Source organism: Vibrio sp. RM-69-4 (assembly GCF_024743775.1).
Taxonomy (GTDB): domain Bacteria; phylum Pseudomonadota; class Gammaproteobacteria; order Enterobacterales; family Vibrionaceae; genus Vibrio; species Vibrio anguillarum.
Genome location: NZ_JAMQXI010000076.1, coordinates 528,246 through 549,818, shown reverse-complemented (window position 1 = coordinate 549,818; position 21,573 = coordinate 528,246). Strand labels below are relative to the sequence as shown.

General features: G+C 44.4%; 22 protein-coding genes and 1 other RNA gene. 9 read left to right on the top strand and 14 right to left on the bottom strand.

Going from position 1 to position 21,573, the window contains the following annotated elements:
- The first annotated feature begins 210 nt into the window (after window positions 1–210).
- Window positions 211–573 (top strand): DUF4357 domain-containing protein, encoded by a 363-nt coding sequence (locus NB504_RS14760; RefSeq protein ID WP_258429170.1) that lies wholly within the window; start codon window positions 211–213, stop codon window positions 571–573.
- On the opposite strand, the gene NB504_RS14755 is transcribed toward NB504_RS14760, so the two are convergent.
- Window positions 570–1,952, bottom strand: coding sequence for a DEAD/DEAH box helicase (locus NB504_RS14755; RefSeq protein WP_071180301.1), 1,383 nt, complete (start codon window positions 1,950–1,952; stop codon window positions 570–572). The genes NB504_RS14760 and NB504_RS14755 overlap by 4 nt on opposite strands.
- On the bottom strand, window positions 1,946–2,491 hold the full coding sequence (locus NB504_RS14750; RefSeq protein WP_258429169.1) for a hypothetical protein: 546 nt from the start codon (window positions 2,489–2,491) through the stop codon (window positions 1,946–1,948). The genes NB504_RS14755 and NB504_RS14750 overlap by 7 nt, the downstream gene beginning before the upstream one ends.
- A gap of 101 nt (window positions 2,492–2,592) precedes the next feature.
- Between NB504_RS14750 and NB504_RS14745 the strand changes: the two genes are divergently transcribed.
- Window positions 2,593–2,901, top strand: coding sequence for a helix-turn-helix domain-containing protein (locus NB504_RS14745; RefSeq protein WP_017420300.1), 309 nt, complete (start codon window positions 2,593–2,595; stop codon window positions 2,899–2,901).
- Between the two features lie 3 nt (window positions 2,902–2,904).
- On the opposite strand, the gene NB504_RS14740 is transcribed toward NB504_RS14745, so the two are convergent.
- From NB504_RS14740 to NB504_RS14715, 6 genes are all read right to left on the bottom strand, one after another.
- The gene (locus tag NB504_RS14740) at window positions 2,905–4,002 is read right to left on the bottom strand and encodes a TniB family NTP-binding protein (protein WP_258429168.1); all 1,098 of its coding nucleotides are present in this window, start codon (window positions 4,000–4,002) and stop codon (window positions 2,905–2,907) included.
- Window positions 3,968–5,833, bottom strand: coding sequence for a Mu transposase C-terminal domain-containing protein (locus tag NB504_RS14735; RefSeq protein ID WP_258429167.1), 1,866 nt, complete (start codon window positions 5,831–5,833; stop codon window positions 3,968–3,970). Before NB504_RS14735 ends, NB504_RS14740 begins: the two co-directional genes overlap by 35 nt.
- A 2-nt stretch (window positions 5,834–5,835) precedes the next feature.
- On the bottom strand, window positions 5,836–6,459 hold the full coding sequence (locus tag NB504_RS14730) for a TnsA endonuclease N-terminal domain-containing protein (protein ID WP_038939479.1): 624 nt from the start codon (window positions 6,457–6,459) through the stop codon (window positions 5,836–5,838).
- Window positions 6,460–6,579: 120 nt separating this feature from the next.
- An RNA gene (gene ffs / locus NB504_RS14725) (signal recognition particle sRNA small type) lies at window positions 6,580–6,676 on the bottom strand.
- A gap of 173 nt (window positions 6,677–6,849) precedes the next feature.
- Complete coding sequence (locus NB504_RS14720) at window positions 6,850–8,916, bottom strand: GGDEF domain-containing protein (RefSeq protein ID WP_258429165.1); 2,067 nt, start codon at window positions 8,914–8,916, stop codon at window positions 6,850–6,852.
- An 83-nt stretch (window positions 8,917–8,999) separates the two neighbouring features.
- A complete protein-coding gene (locus NB504_RS14715; RefSeq protein WP_017045285.1) occupies window positions 9,000–9,743 on the bottom strand; it encodes a hypothetical protein in 744 nt (247 codons plus the stop codon).
- A 69-nt stretch (window positions 9,744–9,812) separates the two neighbouring features.
- On the opposite strand from NB504_RS14715, the gene NB504_RS14710 reads away from it, so the two are divergent.
- Window positions 9,813–10,115 (top strand): MGMT family protein, encoded by a 303-nt coding sequence (locus NB504_RS14710; protein ID WP_094128935.1) that lies wholly within the window; start codon window positions 9,813–9,815, stop codon window positions 10,113–10,115.
- Between the two features lie 111 nt (window positions 10,116–10,226).
- On the opposite strand, the gene NB504_RS14705 is transcribed toward NB504_RS14710, so the two are convergent.
- Window positions 10,227–10,658, bottom strand: coding sequence for a YbaY family lipoprotein (locus NB504_RS14705; RefSeq protein WP_258429164.1), 432 nt, complete (start codon window positions 10,656–10,658; stop codon window positions 10,227–10,229).
- A gap of 146 nt (window positions 10,659–10,804) precedes the next feature.
- Here NB504_RS14705 and tesB point away from each other — a divergent pair, with 146 nt between their 5' ends.
- Complete coding sequence (gene tesB, locus NB504_RS14700; protein ID WP_013856442.1) at window positions 10,805–11,665, top strand: acyl-CoA thioesterase II; 861 nt, start codon at window positions 10,805–10,807, stop codon at window positions 11,663–11,665.
- A 19-nt stretch (window positions 11,666–11,684) separates the two neighbouring features.
- Here tesB and NB504_RS14695 read toward each other — a convergent pair whose 3' ends face one another.
- Window positions 11,685–12,146, bottom strand: coding sequence for an Lrp/AsnC family transcriptional regulator (locus NB504_RS14695; protein WP_013856441.1), 462 nt, complete (start codon window positions 12,144–12,146; stop codon window positions 11,685–11,687).
- Window positions 12,147–12,265: 119 nt separating this feature from the next.
- Here NB504_RS14695 and NB504_RS14690 point away from each other — a divergent pair, with 119 nt between their 5' ends.
- Window positions 12,266–13,333 carry a PLP-dependent cysteine synthase family protein gene (locus NB504_RS14690; RefSeq protein ID WP_013856440.1) on the top strand — a complete coding sequence of 356 codons (1,068 nt, stop codon included), beginning with the start codon at window positions 12,266–12,268 and terminating at the stop codon, window positions 13,331–13,333.
- Between the two features lie 57 nt (window positions 13,334–13,390).
- Here the strand turns inward: NB504_RS14690 and NB504_RS14685 are convergent, their stop codons facing one another.
- Window positions 13,391–14,260 (bottom strand): Tim44 domain-containing protein, encoded by an 870-nt coding sequence (locus NB504_RS14685; RefSeq protein ID WP_258429162.1) that lies wholly within the window; start codon window positions 14,258–14,260, stop codon window positions 13,391–13,393.
- Window positions 14,261–14,438: 178 nt separating this feature from the next.
- Between NB504_RS14685 and NB504_RS14680 the strand changes: the two genes are divergently transcribed.
- From NB504_RS14680 to NB504_RS14665, 4 genes are all read left to right on the top strand, one after another.
- Window positions 14,439–15,035 carry a TetR/AcrR family transcriptional regulator gene (locus NB504_RS14680; RefSeq protein ID WP_017048569.1) on the top strand — a complete coding sequence of 199 codons (597 nt, stop codon included), beginning with the start codon at window positions 14,439–14,441 and terminating at the stop codon, window positions 15,033–15,035.
- 9 nt (window positions 15,036–15,044) lie between these two features.
- Window positions 15,045–16,916, top strand: coding sequence for an MFS transporter (locus tag NB504_RS14675; RefSeq protein WP_094151941.1), 1,872 nt, complete (start codon window positions 15,045–15,047; stop codon window positions 16,914–16,916).
- A 98-nt stretch (window positions 16,917–17,014) separates the two neighbouring features.
- Window positions 17,015–17,413 carry a thiol-disulfide oxidoreductase DCC family protein gene (locus tag NB504_RS14670; protein WP_258429160.1) on the top strand — a complete coding sequence of 133 codons (399 nt, stop codon included), beginning with the start codon at window positions 17,015–17,017 and terminating at the stop codon, window positions 17,411–17,413.
- Between the two features lie 5 nt (window positions 17,414–17,418).
- Complete coding sequence (locus tag NB504_RS14665; protein WP_258429159.1) at window positions 17,419–18,129, top strand: SDR family NAD(P)-dependent oxidoreductase; 711 nt, start codon at window positions 17,419–17,421, stop codon at window positions 18,127–18,129.
- Here NB504_RS14665 and menE read toward each other — a convergent pair.
- The 3 genes from menE to menB form a co-directional block, all read right to left on the bottom strand.
- Window positions 18,076–19,584 (bottom strand): o-succinylbenzoate--CoA ligase, encoded by a 1,509-nt coding sequence (menE, locus tag NB504_RS14660; protein ID WP_258429400.1) that lies wholly within the window; start codon window positions 19,582–19,584, stop codon window positions 18,076–18,078. The two genes, NB504_RS14665 and menE, sit on opposite strands and share 54 nt — an antisense overlap.
- Window positions 19,575–20,573 (bottom strand): o-succinylbenzoate synthase, encoded by a 999-nt coding sequence (menC, locus tag NB504_RS14655; protein WP_258429158.1) that lies wholly within the window; start codon window positions 20,571–20,573, stop codon window positions 19,575–19,577. The genes menE and menC overlap by 10 nt, the downstream gene beginning before the upstream one ends.
- 94 nt (window positions 20,574–20,667) lie before the next feature.
- On the bottom strand, window positions 20,668–21,534 hold the full coding sequence (gene menB / locus NB504_RS14650; protein ID WP_026027256.1) for a 1,4-dihydroxy-2-naphthoyl-CoA synthase: 867 nt from the start codon (window positions 21,532–21,534) through the stop codon (window positions 20,668–20,670).
- Window positions 21,535–21,573 lie beyond the last annotated feature (39 nt).

Here is a 21,573-nt window from a genome sequence, read left to right as displayed (position 1 = left end):
CAGCCAAATACTCTCACACGACAAAGCCATTTACTCTATTTTGCCTCAACTAAAGTTATCCGAAGTGAACGGATTAGAACTCTGACTCTAACTGATTCCTGTGCAGCAACGAGCTAGCTCATGTGATGGCTAGTTTGTGTTAAAACTTTATTGTTCTCTGACATTCGTACTGTTATTTGTTCTCTAGGCCATAAATTATTGGAGCCAAGGGTGTCTCTAACCTCTCCTTCTCAAACAAACGAACCAGAAAACACTGTATTACAGCTTAAGGTCAAAAAAGTGGATGCTAAAGCAATGCTTACGGATGAAGGCATTGTTGTGTTGAAAGGTTCTCAAGCGCTAACCACCGCACAGCCTAGTTTGTCTAAAGGCTATACGAAGCTACGCAGTAACCTCGAAGAAAAAGGGATTCTAACGCCATCTGGCGATCATCTCGTCGCGGTTGAAGACATTCTCTTTACAAGTGCCTCGCAAGCCGCCGCCGTCTTACTTGGCTATCCTTGCAGCGGCCCCGATTACTGGAGAGACACTTCTGGTAAAACGTTGAAAGAGATTGAAGCCGAATCCGTTTAAGTGAACGCGGCGATGACACGTTGTTTAAACTGTCCCAATCGCAATTCGTCATATAAGAGGGCGTTGTTTGTATTATTTGACTCAATAACAGCAGCAATATTTTCCCAACTCAGTGTGCTCGGTTGGGAATAACTTGATTGGATTCGATCACTTACCGTGCTCGATAATGAAATGGGTTCATCGGCTACATTCTGCGCTCCCTCTTCTTGTTTAAGGAACATACAGGTGTCTGGAATATCCTGTTCAATTCTTTCAGCAAACCCAATCAAACTTTCTTCAGCAAAGGTATACAACCATGCTTCTTGGTTCATTGAGTCGTTAACTCTCAATATTCTTCCAAGGACCTGCCTGAAATAGAGTTCTGTTTTCACTGAGCTCATATGACAGCAAACCTGCAACCGAGGAATATCCGTACCTTCACTTATCATCCCAACACTGACTATCCACTGAACATTCGAGTGTCGAAAAGATTCAATTTCATTTAGTGGGTTTACATGGTGATAAGTCACAATGCTGGCTGATTGATTAAACTGCTCGACCAAACGTTTTTGAATATCTTTCGCGTGCTTGATAGAAGCAGCGACCACTAACCCGCCTGCGTTTGGCGAAAGTTCCCTGATCTGCGCTAGCTTTTTACAGGCACTGTTCAAGATGTAATGCATCGCTTCTTCATTGTGAATGACGCTTTGATATGAAATATCAGATTGTTTAAGGCAATCCAAAATGGACGCAAAATGTTGCCTATTGCCTCCAGACGTAATACTCAAATGCTCATTATCGATTAAGACAATTTTCGGTTGGCGACAAACTCCGTCTACAACCGCTTGCTTTAAGCCATACTGGTAATCGCAGATAAGCATCCCTTCAGGGTCAGAATATTCTGCCATCACAATCGGCAGTCTGTCTGAACGCCAAGGAGTGCCTGACAATGCCAGCGTGTATCGTGCAAGTCCTTGTATCTTTGAGACTATCTCTACACCCCAAGAGTTTGATCGACCATCTTCTTCAAACGAACAGTGATGAATTTCATCAAATACGACTAAAACTCGATGTTTGCTGATAGTGTTCCAAAAGTTATCGTCAAAAAAACGGATAGATTGGTAAGTATAAGATCCTCCGAGAGAACCTAACCCTCCGTTAAATGAGCACTCTAATTTCCATGCAAACGTTTTTTGCATCCCTTCAGCTACAGACAAAGATGGAGAAAAACAGAGCACTAAGTCAATCATACCTTCTTCAAATAAGCGCCTTGCCACCTCGGCAGCCATAACGGTTTTACCTGCACCAGGGGTCGCTTGGCAGAAGAAATGCGGTCGTCGATTGGATGCAAATTTATTGATAGCCCGCTCTGCACAATCGGCTTGCCATGCTCTTAGCATTGTAGAGCCCTACCTTGTACCACCTGTATCCAGTTGGTTAGTGCATTGATTTTGCCCAATAGCTTAGCTGATCGCTCTCTCGCTGCGTTAAATAGAGGTTGCATCTTTTGTCTGCTGTGTGGGAAACGCGTCAACAAAGACTGATATTCATCTATCTCCCCAAGAGTAATCGCAAGCTCTCCTTCATATTGTTTTTTCTCCTGCTCCAATGCAGTTAGAGAGGTATCAGCAATTTGAATCGCTATTGGATCAACGTTAACTTTACTCTTTCTAGCCACTCGGGGCTCGACTGTGAGTGCTTTGAACTCGCTAGTTTGATGGTAACGTTTCGCTCTGTGGGTCCCAACAACAGAAAGCCAACCTTTCTCCTCGAATGATAGAAGTTGCTTATAAATGTACTTTCGAGCGTCATCCTTACTCGGGAAGGTCACATCACTGTTTAGTAGAGTATCCCTAGCATCTATGACTGAAAAGCCATCCATTCCTTTTTCAATCAATAGGTTAAACATGTGAGGGTTAATTCTTATCACTTTATTCATATCACTAGTACAAACAGCTAAAACTTAGGATTGCTAAGTATACAAAAATCAGTAAAACTTAGACAATCTAAGTTACCTAGAGGTTGAAAAGAAATGTGTAAGTGCAAAAAAACAACCCAATCCCAGAAAGGCTCAAAGCTGCGCGTAAAAAAGCCAAAATCACCCAAAAAGATTTAGGGGTGAAAATAGGCATGGAACCCAGCTCAGCAAGTGGGCGGATGAACCACTATGAGAAAGGTAGACATGTGCCCGATCTTGGCACGCTCGAACGAATGGCTGAAGAGTTAAACGTACCACTAAACTACTTTTTCTGTAGAAACGAGTTAAGTGCTGAACTGGCTTGCGTGATTGACAAAATGAGTGATGAAGAGAAAGCAGCGCTGTTGGATAACCTAAGCCGTGAAAAGTAGCCTCTAAGCTTTAAGCCCATTTTTGCTCAACAACATGCTCAACGGAATGGCGTCCGTAAAACGAGGGGCTACTATTTTATCTTCAGTGGTGATTGCATTTAAGTGGTAAGCAGAACCAGAGTCAATTTGATGAAGACTAAGCTGCTTTAAAGGACGAGCAAACGGGTTATCTAGGTATGGGAACTTAAATGCAAAAGTGCGTGACAATATTGTTTTGTCTATCGTATCCGCATTGTCGTTGAAGCTCATAAGCAACGCGTCTTTCAAGAAGTGTTTTAACGCTCGACATTCTCCTCGGCACATTGCAAACAAAGGATATAGCAGTTCATTCTTTGTAAGTACTGGTGGCTCATCAAAGCCCATCCTTGAACTCAGACCCGCGACAAATCTGGCAAAATGTTTTTTTTGTTCTAAGTCAAACCCATAAGATGCCGTTCTACTCGAATGACCCTTCGCTTTCAACAATTTGAAATAATCTATCCTTCTCCTCCAGCTTAGCCGCGAGTTCCATTGTGGTTCTGTCGCTATCACATCAGCATAAGGCATACCCACTAGCACAAACGAGACTCTTGCTTCTTCACTTATATATTTGAATGTGTTGGCAATAACTTGTCTCTGTTCTGCGGTTGAAAACTCAACCAGCTCTTGAATTTCATTAACAATAATCAGCTCAACAGATTTACGTTTAAGTTGCTTTACAACCGCTTCGCCAAGCGCAATTTCATTACGGCGCCGGATACCTTTTCCTCCGGATTTACAATCTAAATCAACCAAAAATTGGGTCAGCGTATTCTGTTCATTGATACGACTTGGTACTCTAGTGCTTAATACTGGCTGCCTTCCCCAAGTTGAACCCGATTGAAAGCGTGACAAGTAGTTGTTGATCAAAGCCGTCTTTCCACTTCCAGCCTCACCTGTTAACAAGAAAGATTCTGGTTCACCACCTAAAGAGTGATTGAAACGAAGTTGATCGAAAATGGAGTAGATTTCAGTTATCGCGGGATACTCGATAAAGCAGGTTTCAAAGGACTTTAGCTGCTCAAGCTGCTTTGGCGTTAAATTCAAACTAATACCCTTCAATATCTTCAAAATCATCGTCATCTAAGTACTCTGAGGCATCGGAAACAACATCAGATTTGAGCCTAACAGGAGTCACGTTGATTGAGCTTGGTCCCTCAGAACCGACATCATTAAACTTTGCTAGTTTCGACGTGTTACCTGTTTTAGGAAGGTTGGGCTTGCTACTTTTAACACGGCGGAATCTATCGGTTTCTTCCTGGATACGTTTTTTCATATATAGAAATGTATCCGCAAGAGCCTCATCATCAGCAAGATCCTTGGTGTTCAGTCTGCGTACTTTTTGTATGCGCTGGTGTTCAAAAAGTGAAAGGCCGTTTGTATATCCGCTGTTGTCTACCGCTGGAACTTTTATGTACTTCTTTTCTGATTCTAGATAAACATGGATGTAGCTGATATCAGAAGGATCTGTTTTGGTTTTAACAAAGAGCTTTTTACCATTATTAGGTGTGCAATATTTCCGGTATTCAATAAGCTCGGCGGACTGATAGCGTAAGTTATGCAGCCTGATCCCGGCCACTCCAATCGTCCTGTGTCTAAGCAATCCTAACTCTACTCTGAGTTGCTCCTTCTCAGCACCATCATAGTAAGACGGCGTCCATTTCGATTGGTGCCACTTGTGGTATGGGATCTCGCGCTGTCTAGAATCAGGCGTCATGTGGTAATAGTCGACAATCCATTTATGAAGTAATTCAAGAAATACCGATACCCTAACCACCGCATCCTTCTTTGGATTGTAATCTTGTAGTTGAGTAGGATTGGTGAAGGTTTTTCCAGGCAGCGCGTTAACTAACCCTTTATTCATTTGATCGAACAACTTTTCGATCCCTGACTTTCGCCAAGGCTTCGCCTTTTGACTGTATTGAATATCGGACACCAAAGGCCGTAACGAATCTTCCAAGCTTTGACTCCAAAACTCGGTACCGTTATCGACGACCAAGCAATCAATCTTACCGTGGCAAGGCCAGTCATTCTCAATCGATGGATACTTTGCTTTAAGCCAGCTTTTATCCAAAAGTGAATTCAACAGAGCCTTTCTAACAGAGTCAAAGCTTGGCTCTCTAAAGTTGATACTGCAACCAACAATGCACTTACTGAAACGGTCATAAAGCATCGTCAAATAAGGGCGGCCCAAAGGAATATCTAGTTCATCGTCAATCAAGATCACTGGAACTGGGGTATGGTCTATTTCAACAAACTCCATAGGTTTAGTTGCAACTACCTGCTGACCAACCGAGCGATACTCCCGATCTGCATATCGTTTACCAAATCTTGCAATCGCCACTTCATAAGGGGGTAACTCATTTATTCGATTGTAAAAAGAACGTTCGGCAATTGCCTTGATTTTTCCTTCAACAATCCCTCGATTCATTTGAATCACTCGACTCTTATAATATCGGTATGCTTCTGCAACGCTAAGTCGTTCACGTGTCAGGTATACATTCTGAATTGCCTCGTCAATCAAGGATTGCGAATCCATTTCTTTCTGGCGGTTGCCCTTAAACGTATGCTTCGGAATAAGTGCCCATGGTTCTCTACCTGCTTCAGAGTAGGATTTTTTCCAAGTTGCTACAGTCCGCCAACTAGGGGGTGTAAGCTGTAATTCTGATTCAACGAGACTTAAAATGGGGTTCAAGTTTTTCTCTGTCCACCCACCTTTCAAGCGCTTCTCCACAAAAGTAATCACTTTTATGCGGCGAAGAACCTCTTCCTGAATTTTTGCTGGCAAACTATCTATGGTCGATGATATTTCAACGGGTTCTAGAATTAGTTCTTTTGGGAGCAACTGTGATTCTTCTTCTGACGCTTCAAACTCATCAAAGAACCCAAATATGTTATTAGAGTCAGGTGGCATAGTTAGCACCAAACGCAGGTTTCTAGACCAAAGCCAATCGTGTTGAGGTCTGTTTTAACGTGCCCCGAAGAGATCCAAGGTAGAGTAGAGATAAGCGTGTCTTGCTCTGATAGACCAAAATACAAAGACACCTCTTGCAACTTCACCATTTGCTTGCGTTGAATAAATGCCAAAACTCGCTTTTGAAATTCGGTCACTGTGCGCAATCCAGAGTAGCGGTGTAACAACTTAAAGTTATCTAGCGTTGGTCCCATCCTAATTTGCTTCTCAGTAACGAGAACCAACCGTCTGTTGAACTCACTCAACGCTACTCTCTGCTTCTCTTCAAAGCGCTCCCTAAAATCAGGTTTAAGAATCTGGCTAGAGTGTTTGACCTCGAAGAATGTTGACTGCTCATTATGACCTATTGCTAAAAAGTCAGGAGTATATCGGCACTTGCGGTTATTGAACTGATAGTGGAAGCCAAAAGGTTGAGAGGTAAAACTCTTGATGTTTGGGTTGTATTCGAGGTGAAAACAGAAATCGAACTCGAGAATGGAGAGAGTGCGAACAACAGCATCGTTCTTCAAGCTCATGAACTTACAGATGTTGTGTACGTGAGATGATTTCTTAGTTTGGTCATACATAGCCAAGTCACTTTTGTTGTAAACCTACAACAAAAAAATAGACTATGAAATCTTATGGTGCAAATATGAAGAAAGCCTGCAATTTATGCGAACATATATTGCAGGCTTCAAAAAGGGTGGAGGCCCCAGCCACATCCCGGCACACACGTCGCCTGCTGCGGCTGCTCCCTTCCGGGCCTGACCGAGTTCACAAGTTAGTGTTGCGGGAGGACCAGAGCCTCCATTGATTTGTTTTCTTGGCTTGCTAGCCAAAGAGTGCGGCGATTATCAAGCATCATAGTAATGATTGCAAGCCGAAATCCCAATGGATGGAAGCTTTTTGTTTTAAGTGAACACCATTTGAGCAAATCTTCTATTTTCTCTTCTACTCAATAAAATAGGTGGACTATTTTAGCTCTTGTTTGAACTTCTGATTATCTTGAGAAGAGGCTTTGTATTATCTCGTTGACCGCTACCGTGGTGCTTACTTTGGTACATGGCAATATCAGTTTGGTGCAATACTTCTTCCAGGCTCATGAAATGATCTCTGTAATTCGACACACCAATCGCCACATTGACTTTTATGTTTAAATTTCGAGCAGAATCGCTGTAGGTTAAGGACTCTAACTGCATTAACACAGGCTCAAGCTCCTCATCACTATATTGCCCAATCAGGATAAACTCATCACCCCCGATTCGGTAACTACGACCACGCCAAATAGAATCGATACGGCTGGCAAGTGCTTTCAACACTTCATCCCCCACTTCATGACCATAGTTATCGTTTATCGGCTTAAAGTTATTCACATCTAAATAAATCAAGGTTAGATCGCTGTTTAAGCCTCTCGAATAACGGCGATATAAAGCTCGGCGATTACGCAGCTTGGTTAAATTATCGGTAACAGATTGTGAGTGTAGATAGAAAGCGACCACTAACAAGAAGCCAAATACCAACGTAAACAGCCATTGAGTGTGGCGTGAAAAAGTTTTCTCGGCCGCTAACGTTGCTCGCCAATTCGGTTGATAATCATAGGTGTTGATGATTTTCTGCGTATCAATCATCTTAATAGCACGAGTAAATAAAGGAGCCAGCGAAGCGCCCATGCTATTTTTGGGAAAGCCCATTGCAATCTCAGACGAGTAAAAACTGCCGATAAATAGATCTTCCTCCAACGGCAATAAGTTATCCGCTTCGCGCAATATTTGGTTAAAGTTGGCACGGTTTAGAACGATGTAATCGACCTCCTTACCGAGCAAGGCTTTGACCAATTCATTTTGAGTTTTATAAACATGTAGCACTTTATTGGGCAGCATTTTTCCTAACAGCTCTTCAAAGAAATCTTCTTTAATCACGCCGATGCGCTCAACAATTAATTCAGACACATTGCTGTAAACATTGTCTTTGTAATTTTCACGCTTAATCAAGACGGCTTCAGGCTGGTAATACGTGTCACTGAAATAAACGTCGGATTTTCGTTGTTGAGAGACGGTAACTGGTACTAGGATATCAATGCGTTTATTGACCAAATCGGCATACATACTCTCCCACGTTTCGTCTGGCTGACTGGCCAGTTCGCATTTGAGTAACAGAATGTCACATGCTTTAAAAACAATGTCTGCGTTTATTCCTTTCACTTTGCCATCGTGCTGATACTGAGCAAATTGGTTGATGTTCTCCAATTTTACTTTTAACGGTCGCTGCACGTTTAAGCCGCTATCGATGACTGATTGGCGCAATGCCTGCTTGCGGATATCAAATTGGTATTTTTGTACTGATTTTCTAAGCAGTTTTTGTACCGACGCTGAGTGCACATATTCTTGAATTTTGTTGAGTAATAAAGTGTTGTGCCCTTTTGGCGTAATAATGGCAACCGGCTGAATAGGCAGTTGGTCATTAAGCAATTGCGCATCGAGCCCTGCCATCAACATCGGCTTTAATTGATTAATCGCGTCTACGACAACATCGACTTCAGCCGTGCTTAAAAGTTCTTTGGCACGCCGAGCACCATCATACTCAACCTGTATGATATAAGGAAAATAAGCGGCAATCAGCTCACCATAAATCGTTCCTTTGGGAACCCCGACCCTCGCCAGATCGGTTAACTGTACGTTGCTATGGCTAAATGCATAGGTGTATTCAATATTGGTAGGACTTGAGAAATCAAAGCGTCGAGCACGCTGTTCGGTGTAAGTCACATTGGCTGCAAAATCGCTCTCCCCTTGTTCGATAGCGGTCAAGATCGCATCAAAGCTGGGGTAATTAACATAGTCAATCTCAAGGCGAAATTGGTAAGCAATGGCATCAAACAAAATACGCGTGACAACATCGTCCGCTTCTGTCGCTACTCGATATGTTTTAGCGTTGATTATGGGAGCACTAATGACGCTGTGTGCCGCCGTTGCTAGCCATAAAAGACCTATTAGCCGAAATGCACGAACCATGACGTTTATATTATTGTACTGAGAGGTGAGCATCATATACTAATGCTCTATATATGCATAAGAATGAAGTCACAACTTCACCCACAACATGCTCTAATCTACATTCAGTTGTGTTCTGGTCATTCGGTATTCTCTTCGGTGCTCTTGAGTAGATAATCAGTCATCCAAGCGGTAGCCAGCAAACAGATCCAAACCACGAATACGGGGTTTGGTACATCACTTGTGGGCGAGACGACTAAGCTTGCAAAGCCTACCGTTGGAAGTGTCCAGCATAACAAACCATTCCAATTCACTGCGACTGGTTTGGATTGGGTTAAACTTTCCATCGACGCCATAATGCCAGTAATGCTTAACGCAACTAACACCGCATACGAGAAATCGGCCATCCATAGCGGTAGCAGTAACCCTAGCGCCCACCAACGGTGCTTATTAGATGGCTTCCAGTGCGCAACCGACCACCAAACAACGATAACAGAAAGAGTCTGAATAACAGTCAGCCAGCCTGTACCGCCTAATTTCCCAGCCGATTGAGTAACGATGATACCGACTTGCAACGTCAGTACGATCAACGTGCTCACTAAGATAACGCCCATGCTACTGCGTTTAGAAAAGGCCACCGTCAACAAAGGCAGCAGCACCCAAACACTGACAGAAAGAGCGATTGGCTGATAAGATAAAGTGAAACCATAAGCGGTCATTGCAGCCAATAACAACACACCCGCGACGCCCCCTTGCGGTAAAATCCACAGCGCAGGGATCACGATGGCCAGCACGGGGATGTCCCCTTCGCTTAAGCCTATGGCTCTTGCACAAACCACAGCCAACAAGGTTGTGATTAAAAATTGAAAGGTAGAAAATAGCATGCCCTCTCCTTATACCGTTCCTTGGTAACTATCGAACTAGGACACTGCTAGTATGGACGAATTGTCAGCATGAACCAATTTTTAGCGCAGATTTTTGCAGTTATACATCAAATTCCCGCAGGAAAAGTGACAACCTATGGGGAAGTTGCTCGTTTAGCAGGATACCCCGGCTACGCACGCCATGTTGGAAAAGCATTAGGTAACCTACCTCAAAACAGCCGATTACCTTGGTTTCGTGTGATCAACAGCAAAGGAGAGATTTCGCTAAAAGGAGAGGATTTATTACGTCAACGACAGAAATTGATCGCCGAAGGCGTCGAAGTGAACGAGCATGGCAAAATAAAACTTCGATTATACCAGTGGCGCCCCTAAGCCCCTTTCGGTCAAGCGCCTTTCCCGCTTATCTAGCACGGGAAAGGGCTGTTTTACTATTTCTTGTTTTACTGTTTTTATAGTATTGCGTCTATTTTATTGCTTCTGTTTTTACTGTTTAACACCAACCAAACGCAAATCAACCCGTTTAGTGTTATTCTCATCAGTAATCACGGTGTAATTGGTATCCGTAATGAAGCGCAGTTTTCCATCTACTTCGATGCGAGCACTGACGCTGTAACGGTGGCGAGCATCAATTTTTCGGTTGTCGAATGCCAAGTCAAACTCAAGCGGCACTTGCATTCCGTTAGTTTCAAAGCGGTGTTTTGCGATCACTTTAGCGGGTGCATCAGCCAATGAAACATCTTGCAAAGTGATCGTGACAAGCGCCTTATCCGGCAGTGCGATACGCTCACGGTACGAAACCGTACCCATGATAGATTGAATATTGCTCTCGGAAGAGGTTGGTTTTTGCGCTGACTGGCAACCCACAAGCATTAGACCCAAAACAGACGACATAATCAGCAACAGTGCCTTTTTCATAAGGATAAAACCTCAGTTATGGTGTTAGATAGGTGATGATTATAGGTTCGGTTTTATCTGCTGTCATGGTCGTCCATTTGGTATTAACAAGATATTGACTTAGTCAACAATGATAATAATTACATTAAGAATCTCGGTGAGGGTCTATGAGTAAACCATTAAATGAACTATTGGATTTGCTACAACTGGAAAAGCTAGAAGAAGGTTTATACCGAGGTGAGAGCGAGAACTTAGGTCTACCACAAGTGTATGGTGGGCAAGTGATTGGCCAGGCACTCTCGGCGGCTCGCTATACGGTTGATTCCGACCGCACTGTTCACTCATTTCATAGCTATTTTCTTTACCCCGGAGATCCTGAAAAACCAATTATTTATGATGTTGAGAATTTAAGAGACGGACGCAGTTTCAGTACCAGACGAGTCAAAGCCATTCAAAATGGTCGGCCGATTTTCTATCTCACCGCTTCTTATCACGGTGAAGCGCCCGGTTTTGAACATCAAAACACCATGCCTGACATCCCTGGTCCTGAAAATTTTGCCTCTGAATCTGAACTGGCAGCCCAGATTGCACACTTATTACCTGAAAAAATAAAAAAGGTTTTTTGTGGCGAAAAAGCGATTGAGATGCGTCCAGTGACCGTAATTAACCCGCTAAAACCACAAAAAGCAGAGCCAAAACAGTACCTGTGGATACGCGCTAATGGTGAGTTGCCAAATAACCAACTCATCCATCAATATTTGCTCGGTTACGCGTCTGATTGGGGGTTTTTAGTCACAGCGTTGCATCCTCATAAAGTCTCTTTGATGACACCTAACTTTCAAGTCGCGACGATTGATCATTCGATTTGGTTCCACCGCCCATTCAAAATGGATGAGTGGTTGCTCTACGCAATAGAAAGCCCTACGGCCAGCAATACCCGTGGTTTAGTGCGTGGCGAGATTTACAACCGCCAAGGAGATTTAGTCGCAACAGCAGTGCAAGAAGGTGTGATGCGCTTCACCAAATAACAAGACTCGGACGAGCAGGCTATGCCAGAGGCAATTGGGTAGTGTACTTCAATGACTCCATTGCAAAGGTTGAAGTCACGTTATTAATCCCTTTCACGCCATTGACCAGTTTTTTATAAAACTGGTCAAAACACTTCATGTCTTTGACCAACACTTTCATCATGTAATCGTACTCACCCGCCATACGATAGAACTCCATCACCTCAGGGTACTCAGACACAGTCACGACAAAATGGCTGTACCATTCGTGAGAGTGATCGCTGGTCTTAATCAACACAAACGCGGTAAAACTCAAATCTAATTTTTCTGGGTCAAGCAGGGCAACTCGCCGCGCAATCACGCCAGATTCTTCGAGCTTTTTCAACCGCTTCCAGCAAGGTGTGGTGGTTAAGTTCACCGCTTCAGCCAAATCATTTAGCGACAAAGTGCTGTCTTGTTGCAGTAATGAGAGGATCATGCGATCAATTCTATCAAGCTCCATAGCTCCCCCAAAATAAGAGAATAATTTTCTCTAAAACTACAAAATGACAGGCAACATAGCAAAGCTTTTCTCTCAAATTAAGGGTAAATTACCCTCATAATAACGATGGAGAGAGAACCATGTGCACCGATCATCAATGGATTAACAACGCAATTCGAAAAATAGAAGCGGACTACCAACGTTCGGCCGATACTCATCTGATCAAGCTCGATTTGCCTTGTGTCGCTGGGGTCGATATTTATCTCAAAGATGAAAGTACGCATCCTACGGGTTCGCTCAAACACCGCCTCGCCCGCTCTCTTTTTCTGTATGCCATCTGTAACGGCTGGGTTGGCCCTGAAACTACTATCATTGAATCTTCATCGGGCAGTACTGCGGTATCAGAAGCTTATTTTGCCCGTTTACTAGGCTTGCCTTTTATTGCTGTAATGCCCAAATGTACTGCACGTAAAAAAATTGAGCAGATTGAGCTTTATGGCGGCCAAGCGCATTTAGTCGATCGCTCTGATCAAATTTATGCCGAATCACACCGCTTAGCCAAAGAACTGAATGGCCATTATATGGACCAGTTCACTTATGCTGAACGTGCGACCGACTGGCGTGGTAATAGCAATATTGCCGACAGTATTTTTAACCAAATGCAAATGGAAGATCACCCCGTTCCGACATGGATTGTAATGAGCCCGGGCACAGGCGGAACCTCAGCAACTATAGGCCGCTTTATTCGCTACCAAAAACACAATACCAAACTGTGCGTCGTCGACCCTGAAAACTCGGTATTTCATGATTATTTCAAAAGCCGAGACCCAAGCTTAACCTTGCAGTGTGGTAGCAAAATTGAAGGAATTGGTCGTCCACGAGTTGAACCAAGTTTTATTCCCGGCGTAGTCGATGAAATGCGTACCGTTGCGGATGCCGCCAGTGTCGCTACGATCTATTGGTTGGAAAAACTACTCGGCCGCAAAGCAGGCCCTTCTACCGGCACCAATCTTTATGGGGTTTTGCAAATTGCCAGTGAGATGAAACAACGAGGTGAAACAGGCTCCATCGTGACGCTGTTATGCGACAGCGGCGAACGTTATTTAGATACCTATTACTGTGCCGATTGGGTGAAAAGCAATATTGGTGATTTAACACCTTATCTTTCAAAATTAGAAGCCTTTGAAACAACGGCTAAATTAGCTTAGTGACCTAGCAAAACGCCCAAGACAAACTTGGGCGTTTTGGATCCATCGTGAAAAGTCTTAGCCTTGAATGCCGACAATCAACCAAGGTGCATTAGGTGCGGTTAAATCACGCTCTAAATGCCACACATCATTAATATCTTCTTCAATGCCTTCCACGGAATCGCGGTAGCGGCCAGTAAACTGCAAACTCAACTGCGCTTTACTTGCATCGTAATCGGCGCGAACGACTTCAGCGTCTACGTACATCACATCTGTGTGCTGTTCACCGTTTAGCTTTGCGCGCTCTTGTTTTAAATCTTCAAACAAGCTCGCCGATACATATTCTTCAACAGTTTCAAGTTGGTTATGGTTCCAAGCACCTTGCAAAATACGGTAGTGTTCGCGCGCACCATTAATGAAAGCTGCTTTGTCAAAACCGGCTGGATAGTTATGTGGGATATCGCTGTGTGCATTCGATCCAAAACCACCCGTAGCTTGAGGCTGTTGTTCAAAGTTGTGCACGTTCGGCTGTTCAAACTCCGTCCGGTTATTCACGCCACCAAACGCAGGCTGCTGCCGATTCATGCTACCCTGCTTCGCACCAAGCATACCGCGCATCAGTTTAAAGAGCACAAAAGCAATCAGGCCGAAGATCAGAATATCCATAAATTGGATACCCTCAAACGCGCCGCCAAAGAAAGCCGCCAGTAGACCACCAGCGAGTAAACCACCCAGTAATCCGCCCATCAGACCTTTTTTGGTCGAACCAGCTTTACCTGCTTGATCTTGCTTAATGGTGTCATTTTTTTGAGTCTGCTGTTTGGGCGCTGGAGCCGTTTTATAGCTTTTACCAAACGATTTACCACCGCCAAATTTCTTTGCTTCTGCTATCGGTGTGATCGCAACAGCAACCATCAGCAGTGCTACAAGAGAAAAAAAACGTTTCATGTTTTTCCTTAGGGTTATAATTATTGAGGCTTACTCATCATAACCACTTCGGATAGACAAGAAAACCGTTGCTTCTCGCAGACATGTATCAGAATATTGCAAATTAACCGTCCATAAGTTGACGCTTATACACCACCCCACTAGAATATCGAACGTTGTTCATAATTGATACGTAACCATGGCCAGACGAAACGATCACACCCGAGAAGAACTGATTGCATTGACACTCAAGACCGCGAAGCATTTTCTTCAAAATCACACTTATCACGAGCTCAGCCTGCGTAAAATCGCAACCATGATTGGCTACGTACCTAGCACTTTGGTCAATGTCTTCGGCAGTTACAATCTTTTATTGTTGCATGTGGTAGCTCAAACCTTGGATGAACTCTCTTCACAAGCGAAAAAAGTGGTGGGAAAGTGTAGCGATCCAAAAGAAGCGTTGTATAAATTGGCCTATTGCTACCACGATTTTGCTCAGTTGCACCCCAATCGCTGGCAACTTATTTTTGAACATAATATGAATGGTGAACGACTTCCCCAGTGGCAAGCAGAGCGCATCGATAACATGACCGCCATGCTTGAAGGTTTATTGACCATCCTTGCTCCACAACACTCGCAACAAGAAGTGCTGCAAGCAAGCCGAGTCCTGTGGTCTGGCGTACATGGTATTACCTTATTAAGCGTAGATGATAAATTTTTCGCCGCCGAACCCATCGATGGGAAAGAGCTGATTGAAAACCTACTCTCAAACTATCTTAATCACTGGGCGCGATAAGGACCATCAATGAGTCAATCTCAATCTTCATTGCTGACTCAGCAACGATTTCTTCCGTATTTCATCACCCAGTTTTTTGGCGCATTTAACGATAACATCTTTAAAAATGTCTTGCTGCTATTGGTCGCGTTTGCTGGAGCGAACGTGTTACCGGTTTCCAGTAATTTATTTATTAACCTTGCCGCAGGGCTATTCATTCTTCCTTTTTTCCTTTTTTCTGCCTCTGCTGGTGTGCTTGCTGACAAGTACGAAAAATCCGCTTTCATTCGTAAAGTGAAATTGGCTGAAATTGGCATCATGTGTCTTGGCGCGATCGGTTTTATGACCGAGAGTTACGCCATTTTACTGTTATTACTGTTTTTGATGGGGACACAATCGGCCTTTTTTGGCCCAGTCAAATACGCTTTATTGCCGCAACAACTCAAGCCAAATGAATTGGTTCCGGGTAATGCGTTAGTGGAAACAGGCACATTTTTAGCGATTTTATTAGGCACATTGGGGGCTGGGCTCATTGCCTCGATGCCCTACACTAAATACGTGGCCGCTGGCGCGGTGGTAGTATTTGCGTTGTTAGGCTATTTAGCCAGCCGTCATATTCCTCAAGCCCCTGCTTGCGCACCCGATCTCGTTTTTCGCTGGCAGCCCATTAAGCAAACCAAGCAGACCATTGCGATTGCCAAACAAGACCGTACTATTTTCCAATGCGTAATGGCGATCAGTTGGTTCTGGTTTTTAGGTGCTGCCTACTTAACTCAATTTCCAAATTTCACGCATCACTATTTATATGGCACAGAGAGCGCCGTTTCTTTTTTGCTAGCACTGTTTTCTGTTGGTATTGCCACTGGCTCATTGACCTGTGACAAATTATCGCATCATAGAATAGAGATCGGCATCGTGCCTATCGGCAGTTTTGGCATTACATTATTTGGCTATTTAATGGCAACCTCCGTGCCAGAAAAACTGCCTCAATTTACTGATTTTTATCAATTTATCAGCTACCAATCACTATGGCCGATGTTTCTTTTCCTATTGTTGATTGGCGTCTGCGGTGGCATCTTCATTGTGCCTTTATATGCGCTAATGCAGCAGCGTGCCAAAGTCACTCAACGCGCACAAGTCATTGCCGCTTTAAATATCTACAACTCACTGTTTATGGTGGCGAGCGCACTATTAGGGATTGTCTGTTTGAGCTTTCTTGAGCTTACGATCCCTCAGTTCTTCATTATATTAGCTTTGCTTAATGGCTTTGTTGCACTCTATTTATGCTACCAAGTCCCGGTCTTTTTGGTGCGATTTCTAATGTGGATACTGACGCATACCATGTATCGAGTCAGCCACAAAAATCTTCATCACTTACCTGAAAAGGGCGGAGCTCTGCTGGTGTGCAATCATGTTAGCTATATGGATGCACTGTTGCTGAGCGCGGTTTGCCCTCGCTTAATTCGTTTTGTGATGGAAGAGGATTACGCCAATTTGCCGCCACTTCGTCGCTTTTTGAAACGTGCAGGCGTGATACCTATTTCCGCAACGCGTCGCGGTTCTATCCGCCAAGCCTTTAACGATGTAGAACAAGCATTGGCAGAAGGGCATATCGTCTGCATTTTCCCAGAGGGACGGTTAACCGCGGATGGCGAAATCAGCGATTTCATGCGCGGGATGGATATTATTTTAAAACGCAGCTCTGTGCCTGTCATCCCCATGGCATTGAAGGGGTTGTGGGGAAGCTATTTTAGCCGTGCCAAAGGGCGCGCCTGCTGTGGGCTACCGACTCGTTTTTGGTCACATATAGAAATTGAAGCTGGCGAGCCCGTCCCCCCCAAAGAGGCAACAACACAAGTGATGCAACAAAAAGTCGCAGAACTCAGGGGGGATTGGCGTTAGATTGGGATTGAGTGCAAACCAAACACTAGCTTGATCTTATACTGAAGAGTGAACGTACAAATATGTTATTAACGGGCTGTTAGGCTGATGACATACATATGAGTACCCCATCTTTAGTGATTTTTTTCGATGCGCAGTGTCCTTTATGCTGCAATGAAATGCGTTCATTAAAAACCTTCGATCACCATGGTCGGGTTCAGCTTATCGACATCAATGACGGCGATGCTATGCGTAGCTTTCCTTCTATCGACAAAAGCAAGGCGTTATCGATACTGCATGGCTTAGATCAACAAGGCAATCTGCTTTATGGGCTGGATGTGACCGTTCTAGCTTGGCGTTTAGTCAACAAACATCGCTGGTTATTCATCACGCGCTTGCCCATCCTAAAATGGATTAGCGACCAAATTTATCTCCTTTTTGCAAAACATCGCATGTCGATATCTCGCTGGTTTAGTCATACTCAATGCCGTAATGGCGTTTGTAAAAACAGAGAGTGATAACAATGAAATACCTCATTATTGGCGCCTCAAGCATCATCGCCCAAGCTTTTATAAGGGAGCTCAAAGCGCAGACTTTAGCGCCAGAAATCGTTACCGTCTCAAGACAAAAATATCTCGCCCAATCCTCAAGCGAACATTTTCCAACCGACTACAGTATCGAATCAACGGCCTTGATTGCCAAAACATTGGCCGACATCGGGCATAAGTTTGATCAAATTGTGTTTTTTAATGGGCAACTACACAACGGCACCTATACACCGGAAAAGCGTATCTCAAGGTTTGACGAGTCTTACTTTCAATGGCTTTTACAATGTAACGTTTTGAGCCAAGTGCGTTGGTTTCAATATTTACCATCACTTATTGATCGTCAATCTTTTGCAAAAATTACGGTTTTTAGCGCGCGGATAGGTAGCTTAGAGGATAACCACAGTGGCGGCTGGTACAGCTATCGGATGAGTAAAGCGGCGCTAAATATGGCAACGAAAACTTTTGCGATAGAGCTAGCTCGCACTCATCCCAACACGCAAACCATTCTGTTTCATCCGGGAACCACCGACACCCCGCTTTCTAAACCATTTCAGCATAATGTGGCTAGCGATAAGCTCTTTGAACCGGAGTTTGTGGCTAAGCAACTTTATCAACTACAGCAAAAGGAAATGTTAGATAAGCCCGTCTGTTTTGTGGATTGGCAGCACCAGACCATCAAATGGTGATCGCTCATTGAGTGGTCGATAACGCAGCTGATGTTCGGTGAGCCATGTTTTTAAGGTCTTGCGCGATATTTTAATACCCGTTTCGCTCAAGTGATTTGGTATTAAAAAATAATCGATGGGATATTTAAATCTTTCAAGCCTGCCATTGAGCCACTGCTCTAACGCCTCTTTTTTAGGCATAGTTTGGCATTGCAACAAAGCAACGCTGCGCGCGCCAAACTCATCATCATGAACAGGGATCACCATCGCTAAAGCGATGTCGGGGTGGTGAGATAATATCGCTTCAATCTCTTCACAATGAATGTTTTCGCCTCCAGAGATAAATTGGTTATCAACGCGGCCAATAATGCACAGCTCATCATTCTGCCAATGGCCAAGATCTTGGCTGTCGAACCATCCTTGTTCATCGATAAGAGGCGTGATTAAGCCTTGTTGGTAATAGCCACTGGATATGGTTTCACCGCCAATGAAAATGCGCTGACCTTGTAGCTTCACTTGCCGTTTAGGTAGCACGTGGCCAACACTCTGGCTTGCGTTAACACGTTTTGCTGTGACAGTGGAAGCCGCTTCCGTCATGCCATAACCCACCCAAGTTTCAATGCCATGCTTTGCCGCCTGCTGGGCGAGATGGTTTGGGATATGGCCTCCGCCAAGCAGCACGTGCGTTAATGCGAGCGGTGTTTTACTGTCTAATAAACGCTTCAGTTGAGTAACAACCAATGAAGCATGCGTAACATGAATTATATCTTGGGTGAGATCACCGCTGCCGACTTTTAAGCAAGCACCAGCTGCTAGCCAGCGATAAATAATGGCTAACCCAGACACATGATACATCGGTAAACTCAGCAGCCACGTATCATGGCAACTAAATGAAAATACCTCAAGTAAGCCACTGGCTGACGACCAATGCTGCTGAAAAGTATGAATAACGGCTTTAGGAACCCCAGTAGAGCCAGAAGTAAAGATGATTGAGGCAAACTGTGTCTCAGCCTTGTTTACCATAGCGCTCGTGGGTGGCGAAACATGTTCGTTAGTAATATGTTCATGAGTAAAAAGCTGGATGTTAGCCTCAGCGAGCAATGAAGTTAGCTCACTCTCCTCAAGCTTAGCTCCTTCACCTAACCATAACCAATGTGGTTGATTCTCTCCGTATAAGGTACTGAGTTTCTGTTTCAGCAGCATCACAGGTTGTGGCATGGTGATGGCGCAGATCACGCCAAGTTTTAGCGACGCAAGGTAGATTAACACTAACTCAAGGCTGTTCTTACCCACTAACGTCAGCACATCTTGGTTCTGCAAACCTTGTTGCTGCATTACAAAAGCATAAGCGTCAATACGGTTCGTTAACTGCTGCCAAGTGTAGGTTTGATTCGCCGTACGCAATGCGATCGCGTGCGGCGTATACAAAGCATGTTGTTGCCACGGCTTTTGGCAAAAGGAAACGCCTACTCGCATTGAGATTGCCAAACCACCGTTTGCTGCGCGAGCGTTTGTATCGGCAATGCGCTGTTGGGCCATGCGCTTTCGAGTTGTGCTTTAAACAAACTAATCGTATCTAGCCCCGGAATTTCATTAGGCAGTTGCCACTGCGCAAAACGAGCTAATTGGCAAAGCCCTAAGCTCGATTCAATGCTAGAGCTAATAACGGCTTGAATGCCTAATGTTTTAGCTTTTTCAATCAAAGCGATACAGCGCTGTACCGACCCAATCAAGGTCGGTTTAATCACAATGGCTTTCGCTCCCGTCAGATCTTCTAGCTGAAAATCTGCACGGCGAACGGCTTGCTGTAAGGTTTCATCCCACGCAATCGCAATGCCCGTATTGATAGCAAAAGCCAAGCTGTCACTGGGAGATGGACACGGCTCTTCCAAAAACGCAATGCGTTGACGCAGCGAAGGAGAGACATATTGGGCAAATTTTTCAGCTTTAGCGGGTGTCCAAGCTTGGTTAGCATCAAGACGCAATTGCAAATCAGGCATGGATTCTAAAAACAGATTTACGATCATCCCATCGCGAATCGCTTCGTACAGCCCAACTTTAATCTTCGCAACTCTATGATCGCCCGGTAGCGCGTTCAGAAGCGGGATCAGTTCATCAGGGTCTCCCGAGCACAAAGGTGCTGCGTGATAGTGTCCGGCTTGAGGCAACCCACCATCCAGCTCTAACTCCGCCATCGACAAACCAAAGGCAACAGAAGGAAAAAGATCATCATAGGTAATAAGCTCACCACTCACCCAAAGCTGAAGCTGCGCGATTAACTGCTGCTGTGCTTGCTCAAGTGACTCTAAACTGAAACCGGGTAATGGGGCAACTTCACCCAACGCTGAACCGTGATCATCTTGTAATTCAATAATCAGACCTTTACGTTCTACTAGCTTCTGATTGCGGAGAATAACGCCGCTATCCATCGGTAAACAGTAGCGATACAGTGTTGCGCTGCGCATAATTTCAACCTTTTGTTCGATATTCGACTTTGTTCATTGAGACCACTAGCCCAAATCATCACGGAAAACTGGATGATTTGAGCCGATTTTACGCTTAAGGATTACGAGGGAATTTATTGAAATCAGGGCGGCGTTTTTCATTGAAGGCATTGCGCCCTTCTTGCCCCTCTTCTGTCATATAGAACATCATGGTTGCGTTACCCGCCAGTTCTTGCAAACCTGCTTGGCCGTCACAATCTGCGTTGAGCGCTGCTTTCAAACAGCGCAGCGCCATAGGGCTATGCTGCAATACTTCACGACACCAGCGAACCGTCTCTTTTTCTAAATCAGCTACTGGCACAACCGTGTTGACCAGCCCCATGTCCAACGCTTCTTGAGCATCATAAAAACGGCAAAGGAACCAAATTTCACGCGCTTTTTTCTGCCCAACGATACGGGCCATGTAAGACGCACCCCATCCACCATCGAATGAACCCACTTTGGGCCCTGTTTGACCAAACTGGGCATTTTCTGCCGCTATAGTTAAATCGCACATCATATGCAGCACATGGCCACCACCGACAGCCCAACCAGCAACCGCCGCAATTACAGGTTTCGGACAGGTACGAATTTGGCGTTGGAAATCGAGCACATTGAGATGATGCGTACCGGACTCATCACGATAGCCGCCGTAGTCGCCACGAATTTTTTGATCGCCACCAGAGCAAAATGCCGCTTCACCAAGGCCAGTTAGAATGATCACGCCAACTTGCTCATCATAACGCGCATCGGCCAGCGCACTGATCATCTCTTTAACCGTTTGTGGGCGAAAGGCATTACGCACCTGAGGGCGGGCAATCGTAATTTTGGCAATGCCATCTTGCGATTTGTGATAGTGAATATCTTCATATTCGGCGCTGCAGTCACTCCAGATGACTGGTGCATACAATTCTTGTTCAGTAATACCGACTGTTTTAGCCATGGTGCTTTCCATTGTTCTATTAATTATAGTTTTTGAACC